The sequence below is a fragment of the Devosia sp. WQ 349K1 genome (assembly GCF_016595685.1).
GTDB lineage: Bacteria > Pseudomonadota > Alphaproteobacteria > Rhizobiales > Devosiaceae > Devosia.
Genome location: NZ_JAENGO010000006.1, coordinates 97,949 through 123,426, shown reverse-complemented (window position 1 = coordinate 123,426; position 25,478 = coordinate 97,949). Strand labels below are relative to the sequence as shown.

Here is a 25,478-nt window from a genome sequence, read left to right as displayed (position 1 = left end):
ATAGGCAAATCTGATAAAAATAGCCGATGAGAGTAGTTTAGAACTATTCAGTAAGGTGTTTGACTTAAGGTTTCCCGCAATGGGCCAATGAGCGATATGTCCGCGCTTGGCCGTGGGGGACAGACATGAAAAAAATCTCTCAACTGCTTGGCAGTGTGCGCATGACTACGAGCATTTTGCTCCTCGTCATGGTCTCAATCATTGGCTCGGTTGGTGCTATATCTCATACACTTTACCTGACCATGCATCAGCGCTCGATCGACGAGAGCGAAATACAGCAAGACACCAATCTTGCTGTTGCAGCGACCATTTTAGAGCGCCGAATATCGGGCTCCATTTTGACCATGGCAGAGGATGGAAGCATTGTTTCTTTCCAAAGCTGGGCTGTGCCGCCTTTTTACGACAACGATGTCATCGACAGCGTGAGCCGCGTCACCAAGCAAGACGCCGCTATCTATGTTTTGGAAAAGGAGACCGGGGATCTGGTCGCTAAGACCACGACACTCCTGGCGGCCGATGGGTCTCGCGCTATAGATGCGAAGATTGCCAGTGGCGATCCAACTCTTGCCTTGCTGGGGCAAGGTGAAACCATTCGCTCGCAGATGACTTTGCAGGGCGTGCCTTACCTTGTCGCCATTCAGCCTATTGTTGGCACCAAGGGTGACATGATGGGTGCTATCTTGGTTGGCACGCCAATGGCAAACGTCAATGCCGCTGCAGGCGAGGTTCTCGGCGTTATTGGCATGGTCGGCATTCCCGTCACCATCGTCTTTGCTCTGTTGGGTTTTGTCTCATCGCGCCTCATTTCTCGACCCATACCGCGTTTGGCAAAGACTATGGATGTGATTGCCGAGGGCAATTACGACATCGAGGTGCCCTATACCGGCTTCAAGAACGAAGTGGGGGCAATGGCCCGCGCCGTTGAAGTCTTCCGCGAAAATGGTCTGCGCGTTAGCCAAATGACTGAAGCGGAAGCTGCGCGTATCGTGGCTGATGAGGATGCACGTCGCGCGATGATGGCCAATTTGCAAGATGCCTTCGGGCAGGTCGTGGATGCCGCTATTGCTGGAGACTTCTCGCGTCGCGTTAAGACAGAGTTCCCAGACGCAGAGCTCAATGCTCTGGCTGGAGGCGTAAACAAGCTCGTTGGTGCCTTTGATCACGGTGTCAGTGAAATTGGCACAGTGCTCTCTGCCATGGCCGAGGCTGATTTTACCCTTCGCATGGAAGGTGAATTCGAAGGCGCTTTCGCCAAGCTGCGTGAAGATACAGATGCCGTTGCTGACAAGCTGGGCGAGGTCGTTAGCCAGCTTCGCCACACCTCGGGATCTATCAAGAATGCAACCGGCGAACTCCTCTCAGGGGCGAATGACCTGTCGGAGCGCACCACACGTCAGGCTGCGACGATTGAGGAAACATCCGCGGCTATGGAGCAGTTCGCCTCCACAGTGCTTTCAAATGCGGAGCGGGCGAGCATTGCGAGCCAGAATGCCTCCAAGGTCACCAAGACCGCAGAAGAGGGCGGCCGCGTAATGGAATCGGCCAATGAGGCGATGGACCGGATCACTCAGTCTTCGTCCAAGATTTCCAACATCATCGGTTTGATCGACGATATCGCCTTCCAAACCAATTTGTTGGCGCTGAACGCTTCGGTGGAAGCCGCACGTGCTGGCGAGGCTGGCAAGGGGTTTGCCGTGGTTGCGGTAGAAGTGCGCCGTTTGGCTCAGTCGGCGGCGCAAGCCTCGTCCGAGGTCAAGGTATTGATTGATCAGTCCAGCTCTGAAGTCGCAACTGGCTCCAAGCTCGTCAATGACGCGGCAAGCAAGCTTGCGAGCGTGCTGGACGCGATCCGCGAAAATACCAAGGCGCTGGAGACCATAGCTCAGCAGAGTTCGGAGCAGGCAAATTCCATTGAGGAAGTCAGTTCAGCGGTGCGTCAGCTCGATGAAATGACCCAGCATAACGCTGCCTTGGTCGAAGAGACTAACGCCGCTATTGCTCAGGCTGAATCGCAGGCGAATGAACTTGATCTGATTGTCGAAGTCTTCGCTGTCGATGCTGTAGTAGCACCTGCGCATCATCGTAGTGAAGCGAACGTAATGAGGCCTGCGGCGACTGAGCGCCCGTCGCGTCAATATTCTTCTCGTGGCCCAAGTTCTCAAGGAAATCTTGCGGTCTCGCAAGATTGGAACGACTTCTAACGTCAGTGTCTATGAGTGTTTAATCTTTAACGCGGGTCAGCGATGGCTCGCGTTATTTTTTCCGTAATAACAGTTGGTTAAGCCCCTTTATCCTAGTTTGGGGTTAAACAGCTCAACCGCCTTTGGAACGTGGGGTCGGAGGGCGGGAACATATTGGGGACTGGTCTATAGCTATGCAAATTTTCGGCAAAATCCGCATGACCGCTCTCATCGCCACATTGGTGATTTCGGGCATTCTTTTATCGACGGCAGCTGTCTGTACGGCCACATATATTACGCTGAGCAATCAATCTCGCGCGGACGCAATGGTCACGCTCGAGAACCACATGCGCACCGCTGTTTCTCTAATCAGCAGCGAGATGGCCTCGACCAAGGTCGAGTGGAATGAAGATGGCAGCGTGAGCCGCGTGACAGCATTTTCGATGCCGCGTGTTTTCATCAACCACAACATCATCGACTCTGTTGTCCGTCTTACCGGTGGCACTGCGATGATTTACGGCGCGGAACAAGCGGGCCAGCCACTGAACGTTCTGACATCGAGCTTTGTGGAGGAAAGCGGAGAACGTAGCTTAGGTTCGACATTTGCGGAAACCGACCCTGCCTATAACCCGGTTTTGACCAGCGGCTCCTATCGGGGCGAGGGCTCCTATGGCGATGTTGGCTACTATATCGGCTATCAGGCGGTCACAAATCACCAGAACGACGTCATCGGCGTCATCTTTGTCGGCCTCGATAAGGATCAAATCGAAGCTGGCATTCAGCAGACATTGTGGATTTTGCTGATTGTTGGCGCGGTCACCTTGGTTGTTCTGGGTGTGCTCGGCTATCTGGTTTCGTCGCTGATCATGTCGACCATTCCCAAGCTGGCAACGACCATGAACGCGATCGCCAAGGGCGCGTACGAAACCGATGTACCCTATGTTCAGTACACCAATGAAGTTGGTGATATGGCGCGTGCGGTCGAGGTTTTCCGCGAAAATGGTCTGCGTGTGAACGCTATGACGGAAGAAGAACGCGCTGCTTCGGAGCGCCGCCGTATCGAACGCACCGACATGATGGTCGAGTTGCAGGCGGCTTTTGGCGAAGTGGTGGACGCCGCTATTGCTGGCGACTTCACCAAGCGCGTTCATGCCGAATTCCCTGATCGTGAGCTCAATGCTCTGGCCGCTAGTGTCAACTCGCTGGTTGAGACTGTCGACCGTGGTATCGGCGAGACCGGCGATGTGCTGGCGGCGATGGCCAAGGCCGACTTCACCCGCCGTATGAACGGTCAGTACCAGGGTTCGTTCGCCAAGCTCAAAGAAGACACCAACGCCGTGGCAGAGAGCCTCTCGGATGTTATCGGGCAGCTGCGCGAAACCTCGCGTACGCTCAAGACAGCAACTGGCGAACTGCTCTCCGGCACCAATGATTTGTCCGAACGCACCACCAAACAGGCGGCGACGATCGAGCAAACCTCTGCTGCGATGGAACAGCTGGCAAGCACCGTGCAGGATAATGCCCGTATGGCTGACGACGCCAACGCTTCGGCCAATGCTGTGTCTGCCGATGCAGAGCGCAACGGAAAGATGATGGAAACGGCAAATGATGCGATGGATCGCATTGCTCAGTCTTCCGCCAAGATTTCCAACATTGTCGGCATGATCGATGACATTGCCTTCCAGACCAACTTGCTGGCACTGAACGCTTCGGTTGAAGCGGCGCGTGCGGGTGAAGCGGGCAAGGGCTTTGCGGTGGTCGCTGTCGAGGTGCGTCGTCTGGCGCAGTCTGCAGCTGAGGCTTCGGCCGAAGTGAAGGCACTGATCGAAACCAGTGCGAAGGAAGTCAAATCCGGCTCTGATTTGGTGTCGAGTGCGGCCAAGCAGCTCAAGGCAATGCTGGGCGCGGTGACTGAGAATGCCGTCTTGATGCAGTCGATTGCCAAGGCCAGCAAGGCCCAGGCTTCAGCGATTGACGAAGTCGGTGTTGCTGTGCGCACGCTCGATCAGATGACGCAGCATAACGCGGCTCTTGTGGAAGAGACCAATGCGGCCATCGAACAGACCGAAGCACAGGCCAGCGAACTCGACCGTGTCGTGGATGTGTTTACAATCCATCAGTCTGAGCGGGCCCAGCCCGCTGCGACAAAACGCGATACCCGTGGTACGGCCCCGGTTCAACGTGAACGCGTCAAGAGTGCTGCACGCTCTTACCTCAGCCAAGGCGGAACAGCGCTGAACGCCGACTGGAGCGAGTTCTAAGCTCTGCTGACCCTAGAATTTTCCCTTGAGGGCGCCACGGCGCCCTCTTTTTGTTTTTATGGTTAATGCGAGGTAAACTCCAAACTTACTCGTTGGCCTTGATCAAAAAACACGGCGTCGTCCAGCAGCATTGGACGGACTAACGCGACCCTTGCGCGGGAGCGTTGCTGCGCCACCAAGCGTCACAAAAGTCTTGGTTAACCATCCTCCTCCAGTCTTTTCGTGCACGGCCGGTGTGCCGCCGGTCCAAAGGGGCATGGGCATGAAACGGTTTTCGTTTGGGCAGAACAGCAACAAAGACAACGCAGCCAAACTTGCTGCCCTGCTGAGAAGTCAGGCGGTCATCGAGTTTGAACTCGATGGTACGATCATCACCGCAAACGAGAACTTCCTAAAGGCCTTGGGATACGGGCTCGATGAAGTGCGGGGCAAGCACCACTCCATGTTTTGCGCCCCCGAATATGTCAAAAGCCCAGCATACAAAAGCTTTTGGTCGGACCTCGGCAAAGGTGAGTTTAAATCCGACGCCTTCCAACGCTTTGGTAAGGGCGGGCGGGAAGTTTGGATACAAGCCAGCTACAGTCCGGTGTTCGATGCCAGCGGTCGGCCAGTCAAGGTGATCAAGTTCGCCGCCGATATTACCGAACAGCGACAGATGGCGGCAGACCATGCGGCTCAAATCGAAGCGATCTCGCGCGTTCAGGCGGTGATATCGTTTAACTTAGACGGCACTGTCATCGCTGCAAACGCCAATTTCCTGACGACGCTCGGATACACTTTGGCCGAGATCGTGGGAAAGCATCATGCCATGTTTTGCGATCCCGCCTACACAAGGACGAACGAATACGCTCAGTTCTGGCAGCGCCTGCGGTCCGGCGAATATGTGGCCGCAGAGTTCCAGCGGTTCGGTAAGGGCGGGAAAGAAGTGTGGATCCAGGCGAGCTACAATCCCGTGCTCGATGCCGCGGGTCGTGTCTCAAAAATTGTCAAGTTTGCCACCGACATTACCGAGCGCAAGCGCGCCGAGGGCGTCATAAACGAACTCACAAAAAGCCTACGAATGATGTCGCAAGGCGATTTGTCCGGCCATATCGACCACGTTTACACGGGACAATACGAGGCGCTGCGCCACGCGTTCAATTCATCGCTGGGGCGGTTGCAGGAAATCGTTGAGGGAATGCGGACGACCTCGCGCTCGCTCAAAATTGCCACTGGTGAAATCCTGTCGGGGGCCAACGATCTCTCTGAACGCACGACCCGCCAAGCGGCCACGATTGAAGAAACATCGGCCTCGGTGGAGCAGCTCACGGGAGCTGTGACTGAAAACGCTAAGCGTGCCACCAGTGCGAACGAAAAAGCGCGCCACGTGGTTTCTGTAGCAATCGATGGCGGGACAGTGATGGGTCGGGCAACCGAGGCCATGACCGCGATTGAGGCGTCGTCGACCAAGATCTCGAAAATCATCGGTCTCATTGATGACATTGCCTTCCAGACCAACCTTCTCGCGCTTAACGCGTCCGTTGAGGCAGCGCGGGCAGGCGAAGCCGGCAAGGGGTTTGCCGTTGTTGCTATTGAAGTGCGGCGGCTCGCTCAGTCAGCTGCGCAAGCGTCCTCAGATGTTAAAGTTTTGATCGAAGCCAGCGAGGGCGAGGTGCGCGGCGGTTCGCAATTGGTGTCAAAGGCGGCGGATCGTCTCGCTGACATCGTCAAAGGCGCCGAAGAGAGTGCAACACTCATCGATGAAATTGCCACCGCGAACCGCGAGCAATCTGCCTCCTTGGTCGAAGTTTCCGTCGCTGTGCGGCAGATGGACGAGATGACCCAGCACAATGCCGCACTTGTTGAAGAGACCAACGCGGCCATTGAACAAACAGAAACACAGGCTGCAGCCCTGGACGATCTCGTCGCAGTATTTAAAAGCGAGGGGGCTGGCACCGGAGAGCATGCGTATCAGCACGGCTTGCGCGCTGCAGAGTAAGCAGAGGTTCGCTAATAGCAGTGGACAACCACGGCGCCGTTTCGCACCTAAATCGTTGGTTCGCCCCGTTTCACGAGCGGTAAATAACTCCGTGTTTACCCTCATCGTTTAGCGCTTTGGCTTGGTTGATCCAAATCAAGATGTTCGCATCTGGAATGGTGAACTGATCCAGCGGATCTAAACTATGGTGTCTGACTTGCCTTCGAACATTCCTGCCGCGCTGCAAACTCGCCTGGACTTTATTGACCTGAACAAAGATGCGCGTGCGCAGCTGGCCAGTATTCAGCCAACCATTGAAAAGCATGTCGGTCCAGCGCTGGATCACTTTTATGACAAGGTCGCTAAAGAACCTGAAGTGGCCCGCTTCTTCGGAGGTGGTCGCCCGCACATGGATCGCGCCAAGTCACGTCAAATTGGCCATTGGAGCGCGATTGCCGCTGGTCAGCTCGACGCTGAATATATGGAAAACAGCGCCAAAGTTGGCTTGCGGCACGCCCTGATCGGGTTGGAGCCGCGCTGGCACATTGGTGGTTATGGCGTCATTTTTGAAACCTTGCTCAAGAATGTCGTCCAAGATTTGATGACCGAGGTCATGCAGCCCAAGAAGGGGCGCTTTGGTCGTATGGTGCCACCGAGCTGCGATCAGGTCATGGCAGGCGCGGCCGACGTCTCCGACAAGGTTGTCGCTATGATGAAGTCGATGCTGATCGACATCGACATTGGTGTGACGGCTTATTTCGACAAGCTCACCTCGGATGCGCAGGAAGCAGAAGCGGCGTCTCGTGAGAAAATTCATCAGGCGATGGACGCTACGGGTAAGGTTTTGCGCGGTGTTGCGACCGGTGATTTGACCCAGCGCGTTACGGAAGATCTGGACCCGCAGTTTGATCAACTCAAGCAGGATACCAATGCGGTGGTGGACAAGCTTGCCGACATTGTTGGCCAGCTCCAGCATACATCGCGCTCGCTGAAGACGGCTACGAGTGAAATCTTGGCTGGCACCAACGATCTGGCCGATCGCACGACACGCCAGGCAGCTGCGATTGAACAAACATCTGCCTCCGTTGAGCAGTTGTCGGCAGCAGTCTTGGAAAATGCTACCCGCGCAAATGACGCCAGCGGGAAGGCGCGTTCTGTCGCTCAGGACGCCATTGAAGGCGGCAATGTGATGGCCGACGCGACCAAGGCAATGGACGCAATTCGTCAGTCGTCTGCGAAAATCTCCAACATCATCGGCATGATCGATGACATCGCGTTCCAAACCAATTTGTTGGCACTGAACGCCTCTGTCGAAGCCGCGCGTGCTGGTGAAGCGGGTAAGGGTTTCGCCGTGGTTGCGGTTGAAGTTCGTCGCTTGGCGCAGAGCACAGCCAATGCTTCCGCCGAAGTGAAGACGCTTATCGAAGCGAGTGCGAACGAAGTTCGCGGCGGCAATTTGCTGGTGTCTAAGGCGGCCGAAACCCTTGAGGCGATACAGGGCGGTGCTGAAGAGAGCGCTAGCCTAATTGACTCGATCGCGCTGGCTAATCGTGAGCAATCGACCGCTCTTCGCGAAGTGACCACGGCTGTCCGCCAGATGGACGAGATGACCCAGCACAATGCAGCACTGGTTGAAGAAACCAATGCTGCCATTGAGCAGACAGAAGCTCAGGCGAGCGAGCTTGACGTTATCGTGGATGTGTTCCGTCTCAATGATCGTGCCGGGCGTACGCCGGTGAGCGAACAGCGCCGCAGACGTGGGGGCGCTCCACTCCAAACGAGTGGGAATACCGCGCTCGCCAATAACTGGGATGAATTCTAACCCCTGCTCAACGAATATCCGTTGCTCGCTGTCCCCTTTTAAGGGCTAAAAGAGAGCAACGGAGACTTCTTATGGCGCATATTGGCCTTGTGGCCCACGACGACAAAAAAGATGACCTCTGCCGCTGGGCGGAGGTTCATAAGGATAAGCTGGCTCAACACGAGCTCTGGGGCACTGGGACAACCGGTAGCCGTATTATGGCCGCAACCGGTCTTGACGTTAAACTGCTTAAATCTGGGCCTCTCGGCGGCGATCAACAGCTTGGTGCAATGATCTGCGAAGGGCGCTTGGACATGTTGATCTTCTTTATTGATCCCCTGTCAGCGCAACCTCATGATGTTGATATCAAAGCGCTAAACCGCCTAGCGACGTTATACGACGTGCCCTTTGCCAATAATAAATCGACAGCTGATGCGGTATTGGCTGCACTTTGACTAAGTGGCCCCGGTTGACCGGTTCGCAATCGTATGAACAGATGCCTGAAGACAGCTCGGAATAACCGGGCGCAATAGTTTGTTCAGGAACATCGGGGCTCTCGGGAACTTGTCCTCCGACTTAGTTATTGACGTTCAAAACGTCAGCAAGAGTTTTGGCGGCCTCAAGGCCGTCAATAACTGCTCACTCTCCGTCAGGCGCGGCTCTATCACTGGGCTGATCGGGCCTAACGGTGCCGGGAAATCGACACTCTTCAATATAGTCGCCGGGAACATTGTTCCTGATAGCGGACAGGTCATCTTTGATGATCAGGACGTTACAGGGATGAAGCCACATGCCCTTTTCCGTATTGGCATGTTGCGCACGTTTCAGATTGCGCATGAATTCAGCCAGATGAGCGCCTTAGAGAACCTGATGATGGTTCCGGGCGACCAGCCGGGTGAAAGCTTGCTCGACAATTGGCTGCGGCCCAGATTGGTGCGTAGCCGAGAAACCGAAGTGCGCAAAAAGGCGCTGGAAGTCATCGACTTCCTCAAGCTCGGACATGTCCGCGACGAATTGGCTGGCAATCTCTCCGGGGGGCAGAAAAAGCTCCTAGAGCTTGGTCGTACGATGATGGTTGATGCCAAAGTCGTCCTGCTGGACGAGGTCGCAGCTGGCGTCAACAAGACGCTGCTCAATGATCTGGCGGACAATATCGAGCGCATGAACCGCGAGCTTGGTTACACGTTCTTTGTCATCGAGCATGACATGGACCTCATCGGGCGCATGTGTAATCCGGTGATCGTCATGGCACAGGGTGAAAAGATCGCCGAGGGGCCGATGAGCGAAATTCGCGCAAACCCTGCCATTGTTGAGGCCTATTTTGGCTCCCCGGTAGAGGTAGCAAACTAATGGCGTTGATCGAATTAAAGCACGTCGTTGGCGGCTATGGTGGCGCGCCCATTCTCAATGGCGTCGACATGGCGATTGAGCAGAGCGATATCGGTGTCATTGTTGGGCCTAATGGCGCGGGAAAGTCGACCACTCTCAAGGCCATTTTTGGCCTGCTTAAAGTTACAGGTGGAACGATCGAATTTGGTGGCGAGAATATCGCCAATTCGCTCCCCGATAAGCTCGTGCCTAAGGGGCTGAGTTTCGTGCCCCAAGAGAAAAACGTTTTTACTTCTATGACTGTCGAAGAAAATCTCGAGATGGGCGCATTTACCCGTCGCGACGATTTCTCCGGCACGTTGAGTTGGGTTTACGACATGTTCCCAGTGCTCAAGGAAAAACGCCGTCAACCTGCCGGTGAGCTTTCTGGTGGGCAACGTCAAATGGTGGCCATGGGGCGGGCACTGATGAGCAAGCCCAGCCTCCTCATGCTTGATGAGCCTTCCGCAGGCTTGTCGCCGCGCTATGTCATCGAGATTTTTGAAACCATTGTGCGCGTCAACAAAGAAGGCGTCGGCATATTGATGGTGGAGCAAAACGCCCGCCAGGCTTTGGCCTTTGCCTCTAAGGGCTTTGTTTTGGCGCAGGGGCAGAACCGCTTCACAGGCACTGGACCGGAGCTGATTGCAGATCCGGAAGTGGCCAAGAGTTTCCTGGGGGGCTAGGCGTGGACGAGCTTATTTTCTTTATCAACCGCGCTCTGATTTCCGGAACCGTTCTGGGATCGATCTATGCGCTTGGCGCCATCGGCGTGACGCTGGTTTTCGGCATTCTTCGCTTTGCGCACTTCGCCCATGGCGACATGATGACCATGGGGGCTTTTATCGCCTTCCTATTGGCATCGGCCATGGCGGCGATGGGTATAATCTTGCCTCTGCCGATGGCGTTCATTGTTTTGCCGGTGGCAATGGTCATCACAGCGTTCTTGGCGCTGGGGATCGATAAAGGCTTTTACGCGCCTTTGCGCGCCCGCGGGGCAAAGCCGGTGACGCTGCTTATCGCATCGATCGGCGTGACGCTGATGATCCAAGGCCTTGTGCGTCTCATCTTTGGGTCGAGCACGCGCCAATTGTATGTTGAAGGCGAAACCAAAGATATCTTCCGCTTCGACATGAGCTGGGCCGGGGGGACGCGCCCCATCAGCATCACCGAGCCGCAGATCATCATGTTTGTGGTTACGGCCTTGATCGTTATCGCCCTGCATTTCTTCCTGACCCGGTCGCGACTGGGTAAGGCGATGCGCGCGATGGCGGACAACGCAGACCTGGCGCAGGTTTCCGGGATCAATACCGCCCTTGTTGTTCGCGTCACTTGGGTGATTGCAGGCTCGCTCGCGTGTGTGGCTGGAACTATGCTGGCACTCGACGTTGCGCTTATGCCGGACCTCGCTTTCAATATTGTGTTGCCTATCTTTGCGGCGGCGATCGTTGGCGGGCTCGGCCACGCCTATGGGGCAATCGTGGGCGGGTTCTTGATTGCTTTTGCCGAAACGCTGGCAGTGTTCAACTGGACTGCTGTTTTGCGACCTCTCAACGCCTTCTTGCCCGAAGGCATGGAGCTGCCGTCAAACCTGGCCCTAGTCCCAACTGAATATAAGCTCACAGTCGCTTTTGTGATTTTGGTGATTACGCTGCTGGTGCGCCCGACCGGTATTTTCAAGGGAGCATCGACATGAGCGCGTCGCCCTCTTCACTATCCAAAATTTGGGAAGATCCGGTACGGCGTGGCATTGCCTTGTTTGCGGCAATGTTCGTCTTGGTGTTGCTCGTGGGCCTTGTTCAGGGGACCGCGTCTATCCTGCTGATTTTAACGCAGGCGACCGCCTTTGCCCTCATCGCACTTGGCCTTAATATTCAGTGGGGCTATGGCGGATTGTTCAATTTCGCCATCATGGGCTTCCTCATGGTCGGTGGTGCCTCGACCGTGTTCCTCTCCTATCCCGTCAACATGGCGTTTTGGGAAAGTGACGGCCCACTCATGTTGGGTCGCGCTGTGCTGGCGTTCCTCATTGCCGTTGCGCTGGTTTGGGCGGCGCGCAAAGTGGATCGTCTTGGCGTTACTGGTAAAGCGCGCACCGTCATTGTCGCCTTGGCATGGTTCGTCGGCTACATCATCTATCGGACCCAAATTGACCCCGCTGCGGCCTATATAGAATCGACCGCTGGCTTTGTGGGGGGCTTGGGTCTGCACCCAATCTTAGGCTGGGCTTTCGGTGGTTTGGTTTCGGCGGTTATTGCCTTCTATGTTGGTAAGATCAGCCTTGGTCTGCGGACCGACTACCTGGCGATTGCCACGATCGGCATTTCCGAAATTATCCGCGCGCTGATCAAAAATATGGATTGGCTAACCCGTGGCACGATGACCGTGTCGCCCATGCCTTGGCCAACCCCACTGCCACAACAGTTGCAGGCGGCAGGCGCTTCGATCCCGGAAAGCTTTATCTACGCGCGCGTTATGTTCCTCGTTGTCTGCGTTGCCATCTTGATTGGCGCGTTCTTCCTCGTGCAGCGTGCCTATGGTGGCCCGTGGGGCCGGATGATGCGGGCAATCCGCGACAACCACATTTCTGCGGGCTCCATGGGCAAGGATGTCACTGGACGCCAGTTGGAGCTGTTCGTCTTCGGCTCCATCCTGATGGGCATCGGTGGCGCTATGCTCGCAACGTTCACCCAGATCTTTGACCCCTCAGGTTACCAGCCGATCAACCACACGTTCATGGTGTGGGTGATGGTGATCGTTGGCGGGGCCGGAAATAACTGGGGCGTCGTGCTTGGCGCGTTCCTGATCTACATCATTTGGATCATCTCGGACCCGCTCGCGCAGATGATCTTCCTCAATCTTTCGGTCATTACAGAGCAGATGGGGTGGGGCGCTATCCCAGAAATCGACAGCCGAGCCCTGCAAATGCGCGTGTTTGTCTTGGGTGTGGTGATCACTATCGCGCTGCGTTACGCGCCCAGGGGGCTGATTCCCGAAGTGGTCAAACGCAGTTAGCGTTGAGACTTGGTGGACAAGAACGGCTCGGCGGAAAACTGCCGGGCCGTTCTTTTGCGCTTAGCGCCGCGCCGTTACCCAGAGCCATCGTGTTGGCAGATTGTCGTAGCCGCTTCCATCTTCCGATTGTAGCTGCAGATCGGCCCAAGGTGCCGCTTCGCGATAATGAGCGAGAAGGGTGTCTGCGGTCGGATAGTTGTAATAGCGCCCGAAGCTATCGCGCCCCTCGCCATGGCCCGCCTTGAAGCTGGCAACAAACAGCCCGCCGGGCTTCAGCGCCCGATGAATGCGCGATAGGTCGTCGGTTAGCTCCGAGGCTGGTGCATGCAAAAGACAAGCGCATGCCCACACTGCGTCGTATTGAGAGACATCCTCAAGCGCGTCGAAGGCCAAAATGTGGACTGGGTGGTTGAGGCGCGCCTCTGCATGGGCGGCCAACTCCGCAGAGGCGTCCGTCGGCGTGACATCAAACCCTCGTTGAAGCAAGTATTCAGCATCCCTGCCGCTGCCCGTCCCTAATTCGAGAATTTTGGCCTGCGGGCGCAGAAGTTGAGCAAAGGCACGCAAATGCGACGAGGGCTCGTCCTGCCCATGTTCCACATAGTCGGCAGCATTCGCTGCATAGAACTCTAACGTGTTATTGTCGGCCATTGGACTACCCAAAAAGAAACAGCCCGAGCGTTAGCCCGGGCTGGATAAAGTGCCTTGGTGTGAGGATTACTCAACGAGGCCCTTGTTGACCACTGCGCCGCCTTCAACCACGAAGTAGTTGATAGCGCCGGCTACGTCACCAACAGCGTCGAACTCAACAGTGCCGGAAGCACCTTCGTAGTTGATGTCGGTGCCTGCTGCGATGAGCTCCTTAGCCTTGGCCCATTCGCCTGGCAGGATCACTTCGCCTGGAGCGTTTGCGACATCGCGCAGGGCAGCGGAGATGCCGTTACGATCAGCTGCGCCGGACTTTTCGATGGCCAGTGCCAGCAAGAATACGGCGTCATAGGAGTTGGTCACATAGGTGCCGTTGACATCCTGCCCTGCAGCCTTAGTGAGGGCATCAAGTGCGTCAAACGATGGGCCTGCCGCCGCAGCAGCCTGCGTCAGGATCATGCCTTCGAGATCTGCTGCGTTGCGCGAAGACAGCAGCGCTTCACCGGCCATACCGTCACCACCCATGAACTGGGTGAAGGAGCCAGCTTCGATTGCCTGGTTGAGGATCGCGCCGCCGCCAGCATTTTCGTAGCCATAAATGACCAATGTGGTCGCGCCCGAGGCTTCGATCTGACCGATTTCTGGACGGTAGTCGGCCTTGCCATCTTCGTGAGCGACATTGGACAGAACCTTGCCGCCACCAGCAACGAACGCGTCAGCAAATGCGCCAGCAAGACCCGAGCCGTAATCGTTGTTGACGTAGGTTAGGCCGACTTCTTTGGTGCCCTGTGCCAGCAGAAGCTCTGCAGCCTTCACGCCTTGGATGCTATCCGGGACAACGTCACGGAACACCAGATCATTGTCGTCGAGCTCTGCGACCGCAGGTGCAGTCGACGCTGGCGAAATCATGACGACATTGCCTGGAATTGCCGAGCCATTAGCACCAGCAATCGTTGCGCCGGAGCAGAAGCCACCGAAGATGGCGACGACGTTTTCAGCGTTGACCAAGCGGTCGGCGGCAGGACCAGCCGCGCCACCGTCACATGCGGAGTCTGCGAGCACCGACACCAGAGTGTCGCCACCCAGAATGCCGCCCTGATCATTTACGTTTGTGATGGCCAGATTGGCAGCATCAACCATGCCCGGTGCAAAGCCGGCGATCGGGCCTGTGATGTCTGCCAGGAAGCCGATCTTCACGTCGTCTGCCAAAACTGGCGCGGCGGCAAGCAAGGTGGCGGCAGCGACTGCCAGGCTCAAAGATTTTTTCAGCATTGTTATCCCTCTTATGGTTGCGCCAGAGACCTTTGCATCAGTCCCTCCCTACGGCGCGGCACCTTTAGGGGGCGCGTCATACGCCCCGCTGAGTAAAGTCTTGCATAGAACTGAGGGAAAAGTCACCGGTATTTAGACGAGCATTTCATAAGCTCGTTCGGTTGCTTAACGTGGCCCCCTTCGGCATAAGTTGAGCCTTACAAGACGGAGTACAGGCCGCTATGCATAGACAGGCGATAACGGGGCTATTCTTGGCGGCGATGACGATCTCGGCGCAGGCTCAGTTTAGCGTGTTGAACGATGAAGCCGCGCCCAGTGAAGCGGCCCCGTCAACGGCGGAGAGTGTCGCGCTTCCTGCCTGCGGCACCCATCCGATTGCCATGGCCAAAATGGGTTGGCCCTCTGCTGCACTTTTGGCTGAGGTTCATGCCAATATTTTGCGCGAGGCATATGACTGCGATGTGCAGTTTGTTCAGGGCGATCTCGCAGCGACCGCCTCCAGCATGGGCGCAGCAGCTTTGCCGACCGTTGCTCCCGAGATGTGGGTCAGCCGTATTGCCGAGGTGTGGAACAGCGCAATGGACAGCCAATTGGTGCGTTCGGCAGCGCCCAGCTACGACACGCAGAGCTTTGAAGGCTGGTTTATGCCGACCCAAACGGCGCAGTTATTCACTGGCGCCCCCAATCTTGCCAATCTGGCAGAAGCGATCCCGCTTTTGTCCCCTAGCGAAAAAATCCCATTTATCTCCTGCCCGGCTGACTGGGCCTGCTCGGTCATCAATCGCAATCTGATTGGGGCGCTTGGGCTTGGATCATTGGTCGAGGTGGTGGAGCCCGCCAATCGGTTCGAAATGGATAAGTTGATCGCTGAAGCGGTGAACAAACGCGATGCTTTTCTCTTTTACTACTGGCAGCCAAATCCGGTTCTGGCTCAGCTCGATTTCACCCCTGTGGATATGGGGGCATATGACGAGGCTGCGGCTAAATGTCTGGCGTCATTGAACTGTGCGCTGCCAAAGCCGTCCGCCTTCGCGCCTGAGACAGTTGTTATTGCGCTTTCTGAAAATCTCGTGGTGAATTCGCCCCTTATTGCGGGATATTTTCAAAGAGCGACGCTCTCATTGAAAGAAATGGACGCAATGTTGGCCGAGTTGAGCCAGCCTGGGGCAAGCGAGGAAGCTGTCGCAGCGCAGTTTGTCGAGCGAAATCAATCGATATGGCGTGCTTGGGTTAGCCCGGAAGAGATCCGCTAATCGCGGCAAATGACAGTTGCATGACAGCTTCGCCTTTTGTGCTAGTTGCGTACCGGTGCGTACACCGATTATAACCAACCGTCGCTAGTGCTGGTTTAGGGAGACGAGCCTTGGAATTGAAGCGTATTAACGATCACGTCAGTGTATCGGGACAGATACAGCCGGAAGACGTGACGACGCTGAAAAGCCTTGGTTTCACGACGATTATCAACAATCGTCCAGATGGGGAATCGCCGGATCAACCGGCTGGAGCTGAAATCGAAGCAGCCGCAAATGCTGCTGGGCTCACCTATGTTTCTATTCCACTCGGCCGTGACGGGGTAAACCCGGAACTGATCGAAAACACCAAGTCTGCGCTTGAGGGGAGCGAAGGCAAGGTATTCTGTTTCTGCCGCTCGGGCACGCGTTCTACAACGCTCTGGGCTCTTTCGCGCGCTGGTGAGGAGCCAGCCGAAGAGATCATCGCTCAGGCAGCAGAAGCAGGCTATGACATGAGCCATCTGGCTGGTTACCTCAGCCAATCTTAGAAACTTACGACGGTTGGGCGGGCAACCGTTCATTCCGTCGATTACTGAGCCGACCTCACCGTGAGGAATACGCCCCTCTAGCTCGGGTTTAAATCGATGCCAATCAAGAAGATCCTCGTCGCCAATCGCAGCGAGATTGCAATCCGTGTGTTCCGCGCGGCAAACGAACTTGGGCTTAAGACCGTCGCGGTCTATGCCGAAGAGGATAAACTCGCGCTGCACCGGTTCAAGGCTGACGAAGCCTATTTGATCGGTAAGGGGAAAGGCCCGGTTGAGGCCTATCTGCAGATCGACGAGTATATTCGTGTCGCTAAGGCCTCGGGTGCGGATGCAATCCACCCCGGTTATGGTCTTCTCTCGGAAAGCCCAGAATTCGTTGACGCTTGCGAAGCCGCTGGCATTACCTTTATTGGCCCGCGCGCGCAGACCATGCGCGATCTCGGCAATAAGGTCGCCGCGCGCAATATGGCGATCAAGGCCAATGTTCCGGTTGTCCCGGCCACTGACGCGCTTCCAGACGATATGGACGAAGTAAAGCGTATGGCGGCCGAGATCGGCTACCCGCTGATGCTTAAGGCGTCGTGGGGTGGCGGTGGTCGCGGCATGCGCCGCATCATGGACGAAAGCACCCTTATTGCTGAAGTCTCGGAAGGCAAGCGCGAAGCCAAGGCTGCGTTCGGCAAGGACGAGATGTATCTCGAAAAGCTGATCGAGCGTGCGCGTCACGTCGAAGTTCAGCTGATCGGTGACGATCACGGCAATCTTGTGCATCTCTACGAGCGCGACTGCTCGGTGCAGCGCCGTAACCAGAAGGTTGTGGAGCGCGCTCCTGCGCCATACCTCTCGGAAGAAGTTCGTGCCGAGCTGACTGGCGCGGCTGTGCGCCTCGGCAATGAAGCGAACTATCGTGGTGCCGGTACAGTCGAATTCCTGATGGATGCCGACACCAACAAGTTCTACTTCATTGAAGTGAACCCACGCATCCAAGTCGAGCACACTGTCACTGAAGAAGTGACCGGCATCGACATCGTCAAGGCGCAGATCCATCTGCTCGATGGCGCTGTGATCGGTACGCCAGAATCGGGTGTGCCGCTGCAGGAAGACATTCGTCTTAACGGCAATGCCATCCAGTGCCGCGTTACCACTGAAGATCCAGAACAGAACTTTATTCCAGACTATGGCCGCATCACTGCATACCGCGGTGCGACCGGTTTTGGTGTGCGTTTGGATGGTGGTACGGCCTATGCCGGCGCGATCATCACCCGCTATTATGATCCGCTCTTGGAAAAGGTCACCTGCTGGGCGCCGTCCGCAGATGAAGCCATTGCCCGTATGCACCGCGCGCTGCGCGAGTTCCGTATTCGTGGCGTGTCGACCAACCTGGCCTTCCTCGAAAACATCATCACCCACACCGACTTCGTCGAGAACCGCTACACCACGCGCTTTATCGATACGACGCCGGATCTGTTCAATTTCAAGCCGCGCAAGGACCGTGCGACCAAGCTTTTGACCTACATCGCCGATGTGACGGTCAATGGTCACCCGGAAGTGCGTGATCGTCCGCGTCCGCCTGCTGCTGCGGCGGCGCCGTTCGTGCCGGAATTCCCGGAACTGACCGCAATCGAAGGCTCGCGTCAGGTTCTTGATCGCGATGGCCCTGCTGGCCTTGCGCAGTGGATGAAGGATCAGAAGCGGGTTCTCTTCACCGACACGACCATGCGTGACGCGCACCAGAGCTTGCTGGCAACGCGTATGCGCAGCTTTGACATCACCCGTATTGCTGAAGCCTATTCGCGTGGCTTGCCAAACCTGTTCTCGCTCGAATGCTGGGGTGGGGCGACATTCGACGTGTCGATGCGCTTCCTCAACGAAGATCCGTGGGAGCGTCTGGCCAAGGTTCGCGCCGGTGCGCCGAACATTCTGACCCAGATGCTGCTGCGCGGCAGCAACGGCGTTGGCTACACCAACTATCCAGACAACGTCGTAAAGTTCTTCGTCGCGCAGGCGGCTAAGGGCGGCGTTGATATCTTCCGCGTCTTCGATTGCCTCAATTGGGTCAAAAACATGCGCGTGTCGATGGATGCGGTGCTGGAGGCCAATAAGGTCTGTGAAGGCGTTATTTGCTACACCGGCGATATGCTCGATCCAGATCGCGCGAAGTACGATCTCAAGTATTACGTCAATCTGGCCAAGGAATTGGAAGCCGCTGGCGCCCATGTTCTTGGTTTGAAGGACATGGCGGGCCTCCTGCGTCCGGCAGCAGCCAAGAAGCTGATTGCAACGCTGAAGGAAGAAGTCGGTCTGCCGATCCACCTGCATACACACGACACTTCGGGCGCGGCCTCCGCAACCGTTCTGGCAGCTGTAGATGCGGGTGTTGACGCGGTTGATGCGGCGATGGACGCGCTTTCGGGCACGACCTCGCAGCCGACCCTAGGTTCGCTGGTTGCCGCGCTTGCTGATACCGACAAGGATCCGCAGCTCGACGCTAAGGCGATCCGTCAGCTTTCCTTCTACTGGGAAGCCGTGCGCACGCAGTACCGTGCCTTCGAGAGCGATCTCAAGGGCGGCGCTTCGGAAGTCTATCTGCACGAAATGCCGGGCGGTCAGTTCACCAACCTCAAGGAACAGGCGCGTTCGCTTGGTCTTGAAACCCGTTGGCACGAAGTGGCGCAGACCTATGCTGACGTGAACCAGATGTTCGGTGACATTGTGAAGGTGACGCCATCCTCCAAGGTTGTCGGCGATATGGCTCTGGCTATGGTTTCGGCTGGTATTTCGCGGTCAGACGTCGAAAATCCAGACAAGGACATCGCCTTCCCAGATTCCGTTGTCGGCTTCTTTGCTGGTGACCTTGGTCAGCCTCCTGGCGGCTTCCCGCAGGCACTGCAGAAGAAGGTTCTCAAGGGCAAGACGGCACTCACCGAGCGTCCGGGTTCCTACCTCAAGGACGTTGATCTGGAAGCCGAGCGTAAGAAGGTTTCGGAAGAGGTCGGCATGCCGATCGATGACTTCCGTCTTGCCTCTTACCTCATGTATCCAAAAGTCTATTCGGACTTTGAAAAGACCCAGGATCGTTATGGTCCAACTGAAGTTCTGCCGACCCCGGTTTACTTCTACGGTCTGAGCGAAGGCGATGAGCTGCTGATTGACATCGAACAGGGCAAGACCCTCGTCGTGAACTATCAGGGCCGTGCGGAAACCAACGAAAAGGGCGAAGTGCGTGTGTTCTTCGACCTCAACGGTCAGCCGCGTACCATCACCGTACCGGATCGTCTGAAGGCCGGTGAAATCAAGGTTCGCGCTAAGGCTGTTGCCGGCGATCCGAAGCAGGTTGGCGCTCCGATGCCGGGCGTGATCTCGACCCTAGCGGTTAAGGAAGGTCAGAAGATTTCGGCTGGCGACGTTCTCTGCTCGATCGAAGCGATGAAGATGGAAACCGCCATCCACGCTGAAGTGGATGGGGTTGTCGCTGAGCTTCTGATTAAGCCGGGCGACCAGATTGACGCTAAAGACCTTTTGGTTCGCCTCGACTAAGCTTGGAAGGCCCCGCTTAACGCGGGGCTTTCTTTTTGTTCAACCATTGGCGCTGTGCCGGCCAGCAACGAATCCGGGCCAGTCGCCTCGGCGCTCTTGAGGGCCTGCTGGGCGCGCATCAACGCTTGGGTGTAGGTTTCGTCCACCCCGATTTCTACAATCCCCACACTGATGGTCATGGCGCCGAGATCGTCGTCGCTGCAGAAGTTATGGTCGCGCAGCGTCGCCTTGAAATCTTTCAGCGTGTCGATCCCAATTGCCAGTTTGGTTCGGGGGAGGAGAATTAAAAATTCTTCGCCATCAAAGCGGCCCGTGAGATTGGCGCGACGGATATTACGGGCGAGCACGTAGCCGAAATCCGCGAGTATTCTGTCGCCCTCTTCATAACCTTGGCGTTGGTTGAAGCGGCGGAAGTTGTCGATGTCAAAGATCGCCAAACAGCTGGGTAAACCAGTGCTCTGCTTGAGCATTTCCTCGGATTGCTGATGGAAGGCGCGGCGTGAGAGGACCCGTGTCAGGCGGTCTCTGTCGCGATCATCGGTCATGTAATTCACGGTGTCGTAGATACAGGCGCACAGCACTGCGATGGCAACCGCTGATCCAAAGGCCGCAAGGCACAATTGCAATGTGAACCAATAGGACGAGATCATGAAATCGTCCGGCTCCATCTGCAGGCCGAAGCCGGCAGTCAGAATAGTGCGCGGGAAAAAGTGAAGTCCGAAAAGCAGTAAGCTCCAGAACAGCAGCTTTTCGGTGAACACTGCGTGGCGTGCGGGCATGGCTGTTAAGGCCGTAATGATCAGGATCAGTCCGGCCGAGAAATTGAGAAGATAGATGCGCGCCAATTGGTTCGGGTTCACCGAGGTGAAGTACCACGTTTGCAGGGCAAGTATGATCAGCACGGGGATCATAACGCGGTAGGGCGGCTGCCGACCGATGCGCTTGGCAAGTCCTGCGCAGAACAGGAAGCCCGCTATGACGTAGAGAATATTGGCCGGGAGGCCAGTCTCTGTTTCGTTAAGCGCATCAATGATTTGGGTGAGCATGCCAAGGCTGAACGTGCCAGCGGTGGCAGCAAATATCAGCAGATGTATATGCTGTCGATTTTGAAAATAGAGAACTAAAAAAATAACTGCAAAAGCCGAAAGTGTAGCAGGTCCAGCAAGGCTAAAAGTAAAATTCGTAATCTGTCGATCCATTAGGAGCACCATTTCACGTATAAATTATTCTTACGCGGAATAAGTGCTCGCTGTCACGGCAAAAAACTAAACTTGTAACTCTGCTGGACTATACCTTTGATTTATCGACGCTTGGCTGTGCCGTCGATGGTTGGGCCATGCTTGCCGGCATAGACCTTAGCGGGAACCGGCATACGCGAGACGATCCAGCTAACCATCAGAGGGATAAGGACAAAATCGTCCACCCAGCCAATAAAGGGCAGGACATCGGGAACGATGTCAAAGGGGTTGATGAGGTAGAAGGCTGTAAACAGCGTTGCCGCTTTGAGATAAAGCGGCGTCTCGCGTGCCCAGAATGCTTTCCAGAGCTGCGCGACTTCTTTGCGGAACAGGATCAGACGGGGGAGGAGGAGGTTCATCATGACCCATAAATGGGGGATGATTGCTCCCGTTCAAGACTTGTCGGTGATCACAAAATTCACGGGTTCTTGAGCGCTGATATATAACGCAAATTTCTGCCGATACGCACGGTTTTGGCGTTTTGGCCGCTATTGGCCTTTTTGTGGCATTTGGCTGGCACTTCTGGGCGGCCCACTGGGCGCGGCCTTGGCATGCGAGAATATCGCGCCCCTCGATAGGCACGGTTGCACACTTGCGTTGAGCGTCACGCCATTGTTGAGTTGCCAGTGCATGGTGGAAGGCCTATTTGCGTAGGCAAGAGTATCTTCGGGGAAGAATATGTCCGGTCCAGCGCCGCGTAGGCAGTCTGTTGGTGTCAATGTCGGTGGCGTTATGGTTGGCGGCGGGGCTCCCGTCGTGGTCCAATCCATGACCAATACCGATACGGCCGACATCGATGCGACCGTAAAGCAGGTCATGCAGCTGGCGCGCGCTGGCTCTGAGATCGTGCGCATCACCGTCGATCGCGACGAGAGCGCGGCAGCGGTTCCTGAGATTCGTGATCGTCTTCTGACCATGGGCTATGACGTGCCGCTGGTCGGGGATTTTCACTATATCGGCCATAAGCTCCTCACCGATCACCCCGCCTGTGCGGAGGCTTTGGCCAAGTATCGCATCAATCCGGGCAATGTGGGTTTCAAAGCCAAGCGCGATACCCAGTTTGCCACACTGATTGAGATCGCGAATAAATACGACAAGCCGGTGCGCATCGGCGTCAATTGGGGCTCGCTCGACGAAGAGCTGCTGACGCGGTTGATGGATGATAACGCCAATTCGGCTCAGCCGATCTCGGCTGCGGCTGTGCAGCGCGAGGCAATCATCCAGTCTGCTCTGCTTTCTGCGGCGCGGGCCGAAGAGCTCGGCATGCCGCGCAATAAGATCTTGCTCTCGACCAAGGTGTCGGATGTGCAGCATCTGATCGCGGTCTATCAGGATTTGGCGGCACGCTGCGACTATGCCTTGCACCTTGGTCTGACCGAGGCCGGTATGGGCTCTAAGGGCATTGTGGCTTCCTCGGCGGCCCTCGGAATTTTGCTGCAGCAGGGGATTGGCGACACCATTCGCATTTCGCTGACGCCGGAGCCGGGTGGCGATCGGACGACGGAAGTGAAAGTGGCGCAGGAACTGCTCCAGACCATGGGTTTCCGTCAATTCTTGCCGGTTGTGGCGGCGTGTCCGGGGTGCGGACGCACCACGTCTTCGACCTTCCAGACCCTTGCCATGGAAATTCAGACCCACCTCAACGACTCCATGCCTGCGTGGCGCGAGCGCTATCCCGGTGTGGAAACGCTTTCGGTCGCAGTGATGGGCTGCATCGTCAATGGTCCGGGCGAGAGCAAGCACGCCAATATTGGCATTTCGCTGCCCGGTACCGGGGAAACACCAGCGGCGCCGGTTTTTGTCGATGGCGCGAAGGTGGCAACGCTGCGCGGGGCCGATGTGGCCGATCAGTTTAAGGCCATGGTCGCTGATTACATTGAAAAGAAGTTCGGCACAGGCCGTCAGGATGCGGCTGAATGAGTGAACGCAATGTACGGCGACTGTTCTGGTTCGCCATGCTGATCATCGTGCTCAGCGCTTTAAAATTCACCGGGCATTTGAATTGAAAAAAGGGGCGCTGAGCGCCCCTTTTGTTTGTTTGGCTTGGCGTGCGCCTTAGATCAGGCCTTCGGCCTTGAGCGTTGCCAGAACGGCTGGGCGGGCGCCAACGGCGGCCATCAGTGCGCCAACGCGTGGGAAGGCTGCAAAGTCGAGGAACTGGCGGCCCCAGTTGATGACTGTGAAGGCATAAGCGTCGGCCTGGGTGAAGTCACCGAGGAAATATGGGCTGGCGTCGGTGAGCGTTGCTTCGATCTGGCCAACACGACGGTTGATTTCACCGATAACGGCGGCCTTTTCTTCGTCCGACAGATTTGGCTTGAACAGGCCACCGAAAGCCTTGTGCGTGTCGCCAATGATGCCGAGCGCTTCTTGGAGACGGGCGCGTTCGATCGAGCCGTAAGCAGGCTTGAAAGCGGCGATGTCGGAGTTGTCACCGAGATACTGCAGAATTGCAGGGCCCTGCGAAATAACGGTGCCTGGAGCCACTTCGAGCGCCGGAACAGCACCACGTGGGTTCAGCGCGAGAAAATCAGCGCCGCTTTCGGTTGTCTTGGCGCGCAGGTCGACTTTTTCAATGCTGAAAGTGCCGCCGATTTCGTTCAGAACAATATGCGAAGCCAGCGAGCAAGCGCCTGGCGTATAAAACAGCTTCATTTGATACCTAACCCAGAACTACGCCGTCCTTAGACGGCGCAGCATAGGTAGGTGATTAATGTGTGTTCAGCCAGATGCTGCGACAGTTTGATCGAGAAATTACGCGTTACCTTCAGTCCATTCCGGCAGCGGGAAGATGCGGTCGTAGGCCCAGTTAAAGACCAGCGCGTAGATCATGTAGAAAATGGCGAGGGCCAGATCCATGATGAAGGCGTCGAGTAGCGAAATTTGCAGGTACCAAGCGATGGGTGGCAGCATGATCGCGAGCAGGCCGATTTCAAAGAAGATCGCGTGAAAGACGCGGATCAGCTTGGTCTTTTCGGTTGTGCCCCGGAAGCGCTGCATGCCGTGGTCGAACATCAAATTATAGATGTAGTTCCACAGCATGGCGACGGTGGCGCTGGCGATAACATTGACCATCGAATCGCCGCCCTCCAAATGGAAGGCGAAGGCCGCGAGCGGGGTCGCGAGCAAAATGCCGATGAGCTCGAAAGAGATGGCGTGGCGGATACGATCACGTGTGGTGCGCATGGATGACCCCATGGTTATCCGGGCCGTCCCGGTACACAAACCAAACTGGAAGAGGTCGTCCTCTTGAGCTGCCGATATAGGAGGATTGCGACATATTGGCAAGTTTTGGCCGGGCAAGGCCGATATGCGCGAGGGGGAGGGAACCTTCTTAAAGGGGCTCGATGAGCGCGAAAATGCCCGATGGGACGGGGGATTTTGCGCCCATGTCTGGCACAGAATAGCGCGCGATCTCGCGCATGGCGTCAGAGGGTCGGGTGGATCGATAAGGATCGCCGATCAGAACTTGCGTGCCGGTTTGGGCAAGGGCTTGAAGGAGCGGCAGGACGGCTGCGGCGCTGTCCTCGTCATAAAAGACATCGCCCGCGACGACGATGTCGGTGTGGAGCAAGGTTGGGACGAGGGTGAGGGCAACGCCATTGGCCTCGGCGTTAAGCGTGGTTGCCACTTGCGCCAATGGATCTGGGTCTAGGGCGAAGACCGCAGCGGCGCCCAGCTTGGCAGCGGCTATGCCCACCAGTCCTGAGCCCGAGCCGAGATCGAGAACCGTTTTACCGGCAACCAACTCCGGATGGGCTTTGAGATGAAGGGCCAGCGCGGCCCCGCCAGCCCATGCGTAGGCCCAATAGGGTGCGGCTGGGTGGCCATAGGCCTCAAGCCAAGCGGTGAGGCCGCTATGGGCATTGGCTTGATGCAGAACAATCTCGGGCCAGAGGCTCAAAGGCTGAAGCGGGAGCTTTTGCGCAATGAACTGCTCTGGGCTCATCGCGTTACTCCGGCAATTGGGCGGCGTCGACCCAATTGCTGCCGCAGAGCTCGGCGAGGCGTTCGACGGTCAGGCGCACCGAGGAATGGGTGCTGCCGCCTGCGGGGATGACCTCGTCATAAATCTTGAGCGAGGTATCGAGATAGATTTTGAGCGGCGCGGGCAGGCCAAAGGGGCAAACGCCGCCGACTTGATGGGAGGTGAGACGAAGCACGTCTTCAGCACCCAACATGCGCGGACGGCCGCCAAAGGCGGTTTTGGACTTTTGGTTGTCGAGACGGGCATCGCCACGCGTGACCAGCAAGAACTCTTCGTCTTTGACTTTGATGCAAAGCGTTTTGGCGATCTGTCCGGGTTCAACGCCATGGACTTCGGCGGCCAGCTGAACAGTTGCAGTGGAGTCTTCGGTGACGATGACGGCAAGGTCTGGGGCGCGGGCGGCGAGGTCCGCTTGGACAGATTCAAGGCTCAT

At 56.5% G+C, this 25,478-nt stretch carries 21 protein-coding genes; 13 read left to right on the top strand and 8 right to left on the bottom strand.

Annotation, left to right across the window (positions count from 1 at the left end; all coding sequences use genetic code 11):
* Positions 1-125 precede the first annotated feature (125 nt).
* From JHL21_RS12995 to JHL21_RS12955, 9 genes are all read left to right on the top strand, one after another.
* Entirely contained in the window at positions 126-2,201 is a 2,076-nt protein-coding gene (locus JHL21_RS12995) for a methyl-accepting chemotaxis protein (RefSeq protein WP_254082049.1), read from the top strand.
* 197 nt (positions 2,202-2,398) lie between these two features.
* The gene (locus JHL21_RS12990) at positions 2,399-4,441 is read left to right on the top strand and encodes a methyl-accepting chemotaxis protein (RefSeq protein WP_200213896.1); all 2,043 of its coding nucleotides are present in this window, start codon (positions 2,399-2,401) and stop codon (positions 4,439-4,441) included.
* Positions 4,442-4,703: 262 nt separating this feature from the next.
* A complete protein-coding gene (locus JHL21_RS12985; RefSeq protein ID WP_254082048.1) occupies positions 4,704-6,419 on the top strand; it encodes a methyl-accepting chemotaxis protein in 1,716 nt (571 codons plus the stop codon).
* Positions 6,420-6,603: 184 nt separating this feature from the next.
* Entirely contained in the window at positions 6,604-8,220 is a 1,617-nt protein-coding gene (locus tag JHL21_RS12980) for a globin-coupled sensor protein (RefSeq protein WP_254082047.1), read from the top strand.
* Positions 8,221-8,291: 71 nt separating this feature from the next.
* On the top strand, positions 8,292-8,654 hold the full coding sequence (locus tag JHL21_RS12975; RefSeq protein ID WP_169195568.1) for a methylglyoxal synthase: 363 nt from the start codon (positions 8,292-8,294) through the stop codon (positions 8,652-8,654).
* A 109-nt stretch (positions 8,655-8,763) separates the two neighbouring features.
* Positions 8,764-9,549, top strand: a complete 786-nt coding sequence (locus JHL21_RS12970; RefSeq protein ID WP_169195567.1) for an ABC transporter ATP-binding protein — start codon at positions 8,764-8,766, stop codon at positions 9,547-9,549.
* A complete protein-coding gene (locus tag JHL21_RS12965) occupies positions 9,549-10,253 on the top strand; it encodes an ABC transporter ATP-binding protein (RefSeq protein ID WP_200213894.1) in 705 nt (234 codons plus the stop codon). Before JHL21_RS12970 ends, JHL21_RS12965 begins: the two co-directional genes overlap by 1 nt.
* A gap of 2 nt (positions 10,254-10,255) precedes the next feature.
* Positions 10,256-11,263 carry a branched-chain amino acid ABC transporter permease gene (locus JHL21_RS12960; RefSeq protein ID WP_199532139.1) on the top strand — a complete coding sequence of 336 codons (1,008 nt, stop codon included), beginning with the start codon at positions 10,256-10,258 and terminating at the stop codon, positions 11,261-11,263.
* Positions 11,260-12,582, top strand: coding sequence for a branched-chain amino acid ABC transporter permease (locus tag JHL21_RS12955; RefSeq protein WP_200213893.1), 1,323 nt, complete (start codon positions 11,260-11,262; stop codon positions 12,580-12,582). Before JHL21_RS12960 ends, JHL21_RS12955 begins: the two co-directional genes overlap by 4 nt.
* 60 nt (positions 12,583-12,642) lie before the next feature.
* On the opposite strand, the gene JHL21_RS12950 is transcribed toward JHL21_RS12955, so the two are convergent.
* A complete protein-coding gene (locus JHL21_RS12950; protein ID WP_200213892.1) occupies positions 12,643-13,233 on the bottom strand; it encodes a bifunctional 2-polyprenyl-6-hydroxyphenol methylase/3-demethylubiquinol 3-O-methyltransferase UbiG in 591 nt (196 codons plus the stop codon).
* A 66-nt stretch (positions 13,234-13,299) separates the two neighbouring features.
* On the bottom strand, positions 13,300-14,502 hold the full coding sequence (locus JHL21_RS12945; RefSeq protein ID WP_210338902.1) for an ABC transporter substrate-binding protein: 1,203 nt from the start codon (positions 14,500-14,502) through the stop codon (positions 13,300-13,302).
* Positions 14,503-14,723: 221 nt separating this feature from the next.
* Here JHL21_RS12945 and JHL21_RS12940 point away from each other — a divergent pair, with 221 nt between their 5' ends.
* From JHL21_RS12940 to pyc, 3 genes are all read left to right on the top strand, one after another.
* Positions 14,724-15,755: a glycine betaine ABC transporter substrate-binding protein gene (locus JHL21_RS12940; RefSeq protein ID WP_200213890.1), complete on the top strand. Its 1,032-nt coding sequence runs from the start codon at positions 14,724-14,726 to the stop codon at positions 15,753-15,755.
* Between the two features lie 110 nt (positions 15,756-15,865).
* Complete coding sequence (locus JHL21_RS12935; RefSeq protein WP_199532143.1) at positions 15,866-16,282, top strand: TIGR01244 family sulfur transferase; 417 nt, start codon at positions 15,866-15,868, stop codon at positions 16,280-16,282.
* 96 nt (positions 16,283-16,378) lie between these two features.
* Positions 16,379-19,819: a pyruvate carboxylase gene (pyc, locus tag JHL21_RS12930; RefSeq protein WP_200213888.1), complete on the top strand. Its 3,441-nt coding sequence runs from the start codon at positions 16,379-16,381 to the stop codon at positions 19,817-19,819.
* On the opposite strand, the gene JHL21_RS12925 is transcribed toward pyc, so the two are convergent.
* Together JHL21_RS12925 and JHL21_RS12920 are read right to left on the bottom strand one after the other, a co-directional pair.
* Positions 19,816-21,018 (bottom strand): GGDEF domain-containing protein, encoded by a 1,203-nt coding sequence (locus JHL21_RS12925; protein ID WP_200213886.1) that lies wholly within the window; start codon positions 21,016-21,018, stop codon positions 19,816-19,818. The two genes, pyc and JHL21_RS12925, sit on opposite strands and share 4 nt — an antisense overlap.
* 101 nt (positions 21,019-21,119) lie before the next feature.
* Positions 21,120-21,416 (bottom strand): YkvA family protein, encoded by a 297-nt coding sequence (locus JHL21_RS12920; RefSeq protein ID WP_200213884.1) that lies wholly within the window; start codon positions 21,414-21,416, stop codon positions 21,120-21,122.
* A 319-nt stretch (positions 21,417-21,735) separates the two neighbouring features.
* Between JHL21_RS12920 and ispG the strand changes: the two genes are divergently transcribed.
* The gene (gene ispG, locus JHL21_RS12915) at positions 21,736-22,977 is read left to right on the top strand and encodes a flavodoxin-dependent (E)-4-hydroxy-3-methylbut-2-enyl-diphosphate synthase (RefSeq protein ID WP_169195555.1); all 1,242 of its coding nucleotides are present in this window, start codon (positions 21,736-21,738) and stop codon (positions 22,975-22,977) included.
* A gap of 135 nt (positions 22,978-23,112) precedes the next feature.
* On the opposite strand, the gene JHL21_RS12910 is transcribed toward ispG, so the two are convergent.
* The 4 genes from JHL21_RS12910 to JHL21_RS12895 all read right to left on the bottom strand — a co-directional run bounded on the left by JHL21_RS12910 (position 23,113) and on the right by JHL21_RS12895 (position 25,478).
* The gene (locus JHL21_RS12910) at positions 23,113-23,712 is read right to left on the bottom strand and encodes a glutathione binding-like protein (RefSeq protein WP_169195554.1); all 600 of its coding nucleotides are present in this window, start codon (positions 23,710-23,712) and stop codon (positions 23,113-23,115) included.
* A 99-nt stretch (positions 23,713-23,811) separates the two neighbouring features.
* Positions 23,812-24,243 (bottom strand): PACE efflux transporter, encoded by a 432-nt coding sequence (locus JHL21_RS12905; RefSeq protein ID WP_200213882.1) that lies wholly within the window; start codon positions 24,241-24,243, stop codon positions 23,812-23,814.
* A gap of 148 nt (positions 24,244-24,391) precedes the next feature.
* A complete protein-coding gene (locus tag JHL21_RS12900; protein WP_200213880.1) occupies positions 24,392-25,006 on the bottom strand; it encodes a methyltransferase in 615 nt (204 codons plus the stop codon).
* Between the two features lie 4 nt (positions 25,007-25,010).
* On the bottom strand, positions 25,011-25,478 hold the full coding sequence (locus JHL21_RS12895) for a YbaK/EbsC family protein (RefSeq protein ID WP_200213879.1): 468 nt from the start codon (positions 25,476-25,478) through the stop codon (positions 25,011-25,013).

Bases quoted from the DNA above. Each gene is read 5' to 3' on its own strand.
- JHL21_RS12985 (WP_254082048.1), top strand. From the start codon at position 4,704: ATGAAACGGTTTTCGTTTGGGCAGAACAGCAACAAAGACAACGCAGCC.
- JHL21_RS12980 (WP_254082047.1), top strand. From the start codon at position 6,604: ATGGTGTCTGACTTGCCTTCGAACATTCCTGCCGCGCTGCAAACTCGC.
- JHL21_RS12895 (WP_200213879.1), bottom strand. From the start codon at position 25,478: ATGAGCCTTGAATCTGTCCAAGCGGACCTCGCCGCCCGCGCCCCAGAC.
- JHL21_RS12900 (WP_200213880.1), bottom strand. From the start codon at position 25,006: ATGAGCCCAGAGCAGTTCATTGCGCAAAAGCTCCCGCTTCAGCCTTTG.
- ispG (WP_169195555.1), top strand. From the start codon at position 21,736: ATGTCCGGTCCAGCGCCGCGTAGGCAGTCTGTTGGTGTCAATGTCGGT.
- JHL21_RS12940 (WP_200213890.1), top strand. From the start codon at position 14,724: ATGCATAGACAGGCGATAACGGGGCTATTCTTGGCGGCGATGACGATC.
- JHL21_RS12995 (WP_254082049.1), top strand. From the start codon at position 126: ATGAAAAAAATCTCTCAACTGCTTGGCAGTGTGCGCATGACTACGAGC.
- JHL21_RS12920 (WP_200213884.1), bottom strand. From the start codon at position 21,416: ATGAACCTCCTCCTCCCCCGTCTGATCCTGTTCCGCAAAGAAGTCGCG.
- JHL21_RS12950 (WP_200213892.1), bottom strand. From the start codon at position 13,233: ATGGCCGACAATAACACGTTAGAGTTCTATGCAGCGAATGCTGCCGAC.
- JHL21_RS12975 (WP_169195568.1), top strand. From the start codon at position 8,292: ATGGCGCATATTGGCCTTGTGGCCCACGACGACAAAAAAGATGACCTC.
- JHL21_RS12955 (WP_200213893.1), top strand. From the start codon at position 11,260: ATGAGCGCGTCGCCCTCTTCACTATCCAAAATTTGGGAAGATCCGGTA.
- JHL21_RS12965 (WP_200213894.1), top strand. From the start codon at position 9,549: ATGGCGTTGATCGAATTAAAGCACGTCGTTGGCGGCTATGGTGGCGCG.
- JHL21_RS12925 (WP_200213886.1), bottom strand. From the start codon at position 21,018: ATGGATCGACAGATTACGAATTTTACTTTTAGCCTTGCTGGACCTGCT.
- pyc (WP_200213888.1), top strand. From the start codon at position 16,379: ATGCCAATCAAGAAGATCCTCGTCGCCAATCGCAGCGAGATTGCAATC.
- JHL21_RS12910 (WP_169195554.1), bottom strand. From the start codon at position 23,712: ATGAAGCTGTTTTATACGCCAGGCGCTTGCTCGCTGGCTTCGCATATT.
- JHL21_RS12945 (WP_210338902.1), bottom strand. From the start codon at position 14,502: ATGCTGAAAAAATCTTTGAGCCTGGCAGTCGCTGCCGCCACCTTGCTT.
- JHL21_RS12905 (WP_200213882.1), bottom strand. From the start codon at position 24,243: ATGCGCACCACACGTGATCGTATCCGCCACGCCATCTCTTTCGAGCTC.
- JHL21_RS12990 (WP_200213896.1), top strand. From the start codon at position 2,399: ATGACCGCTCTCATCGCCACATTGGTGATTTCGGGCATTCTTTTATCG.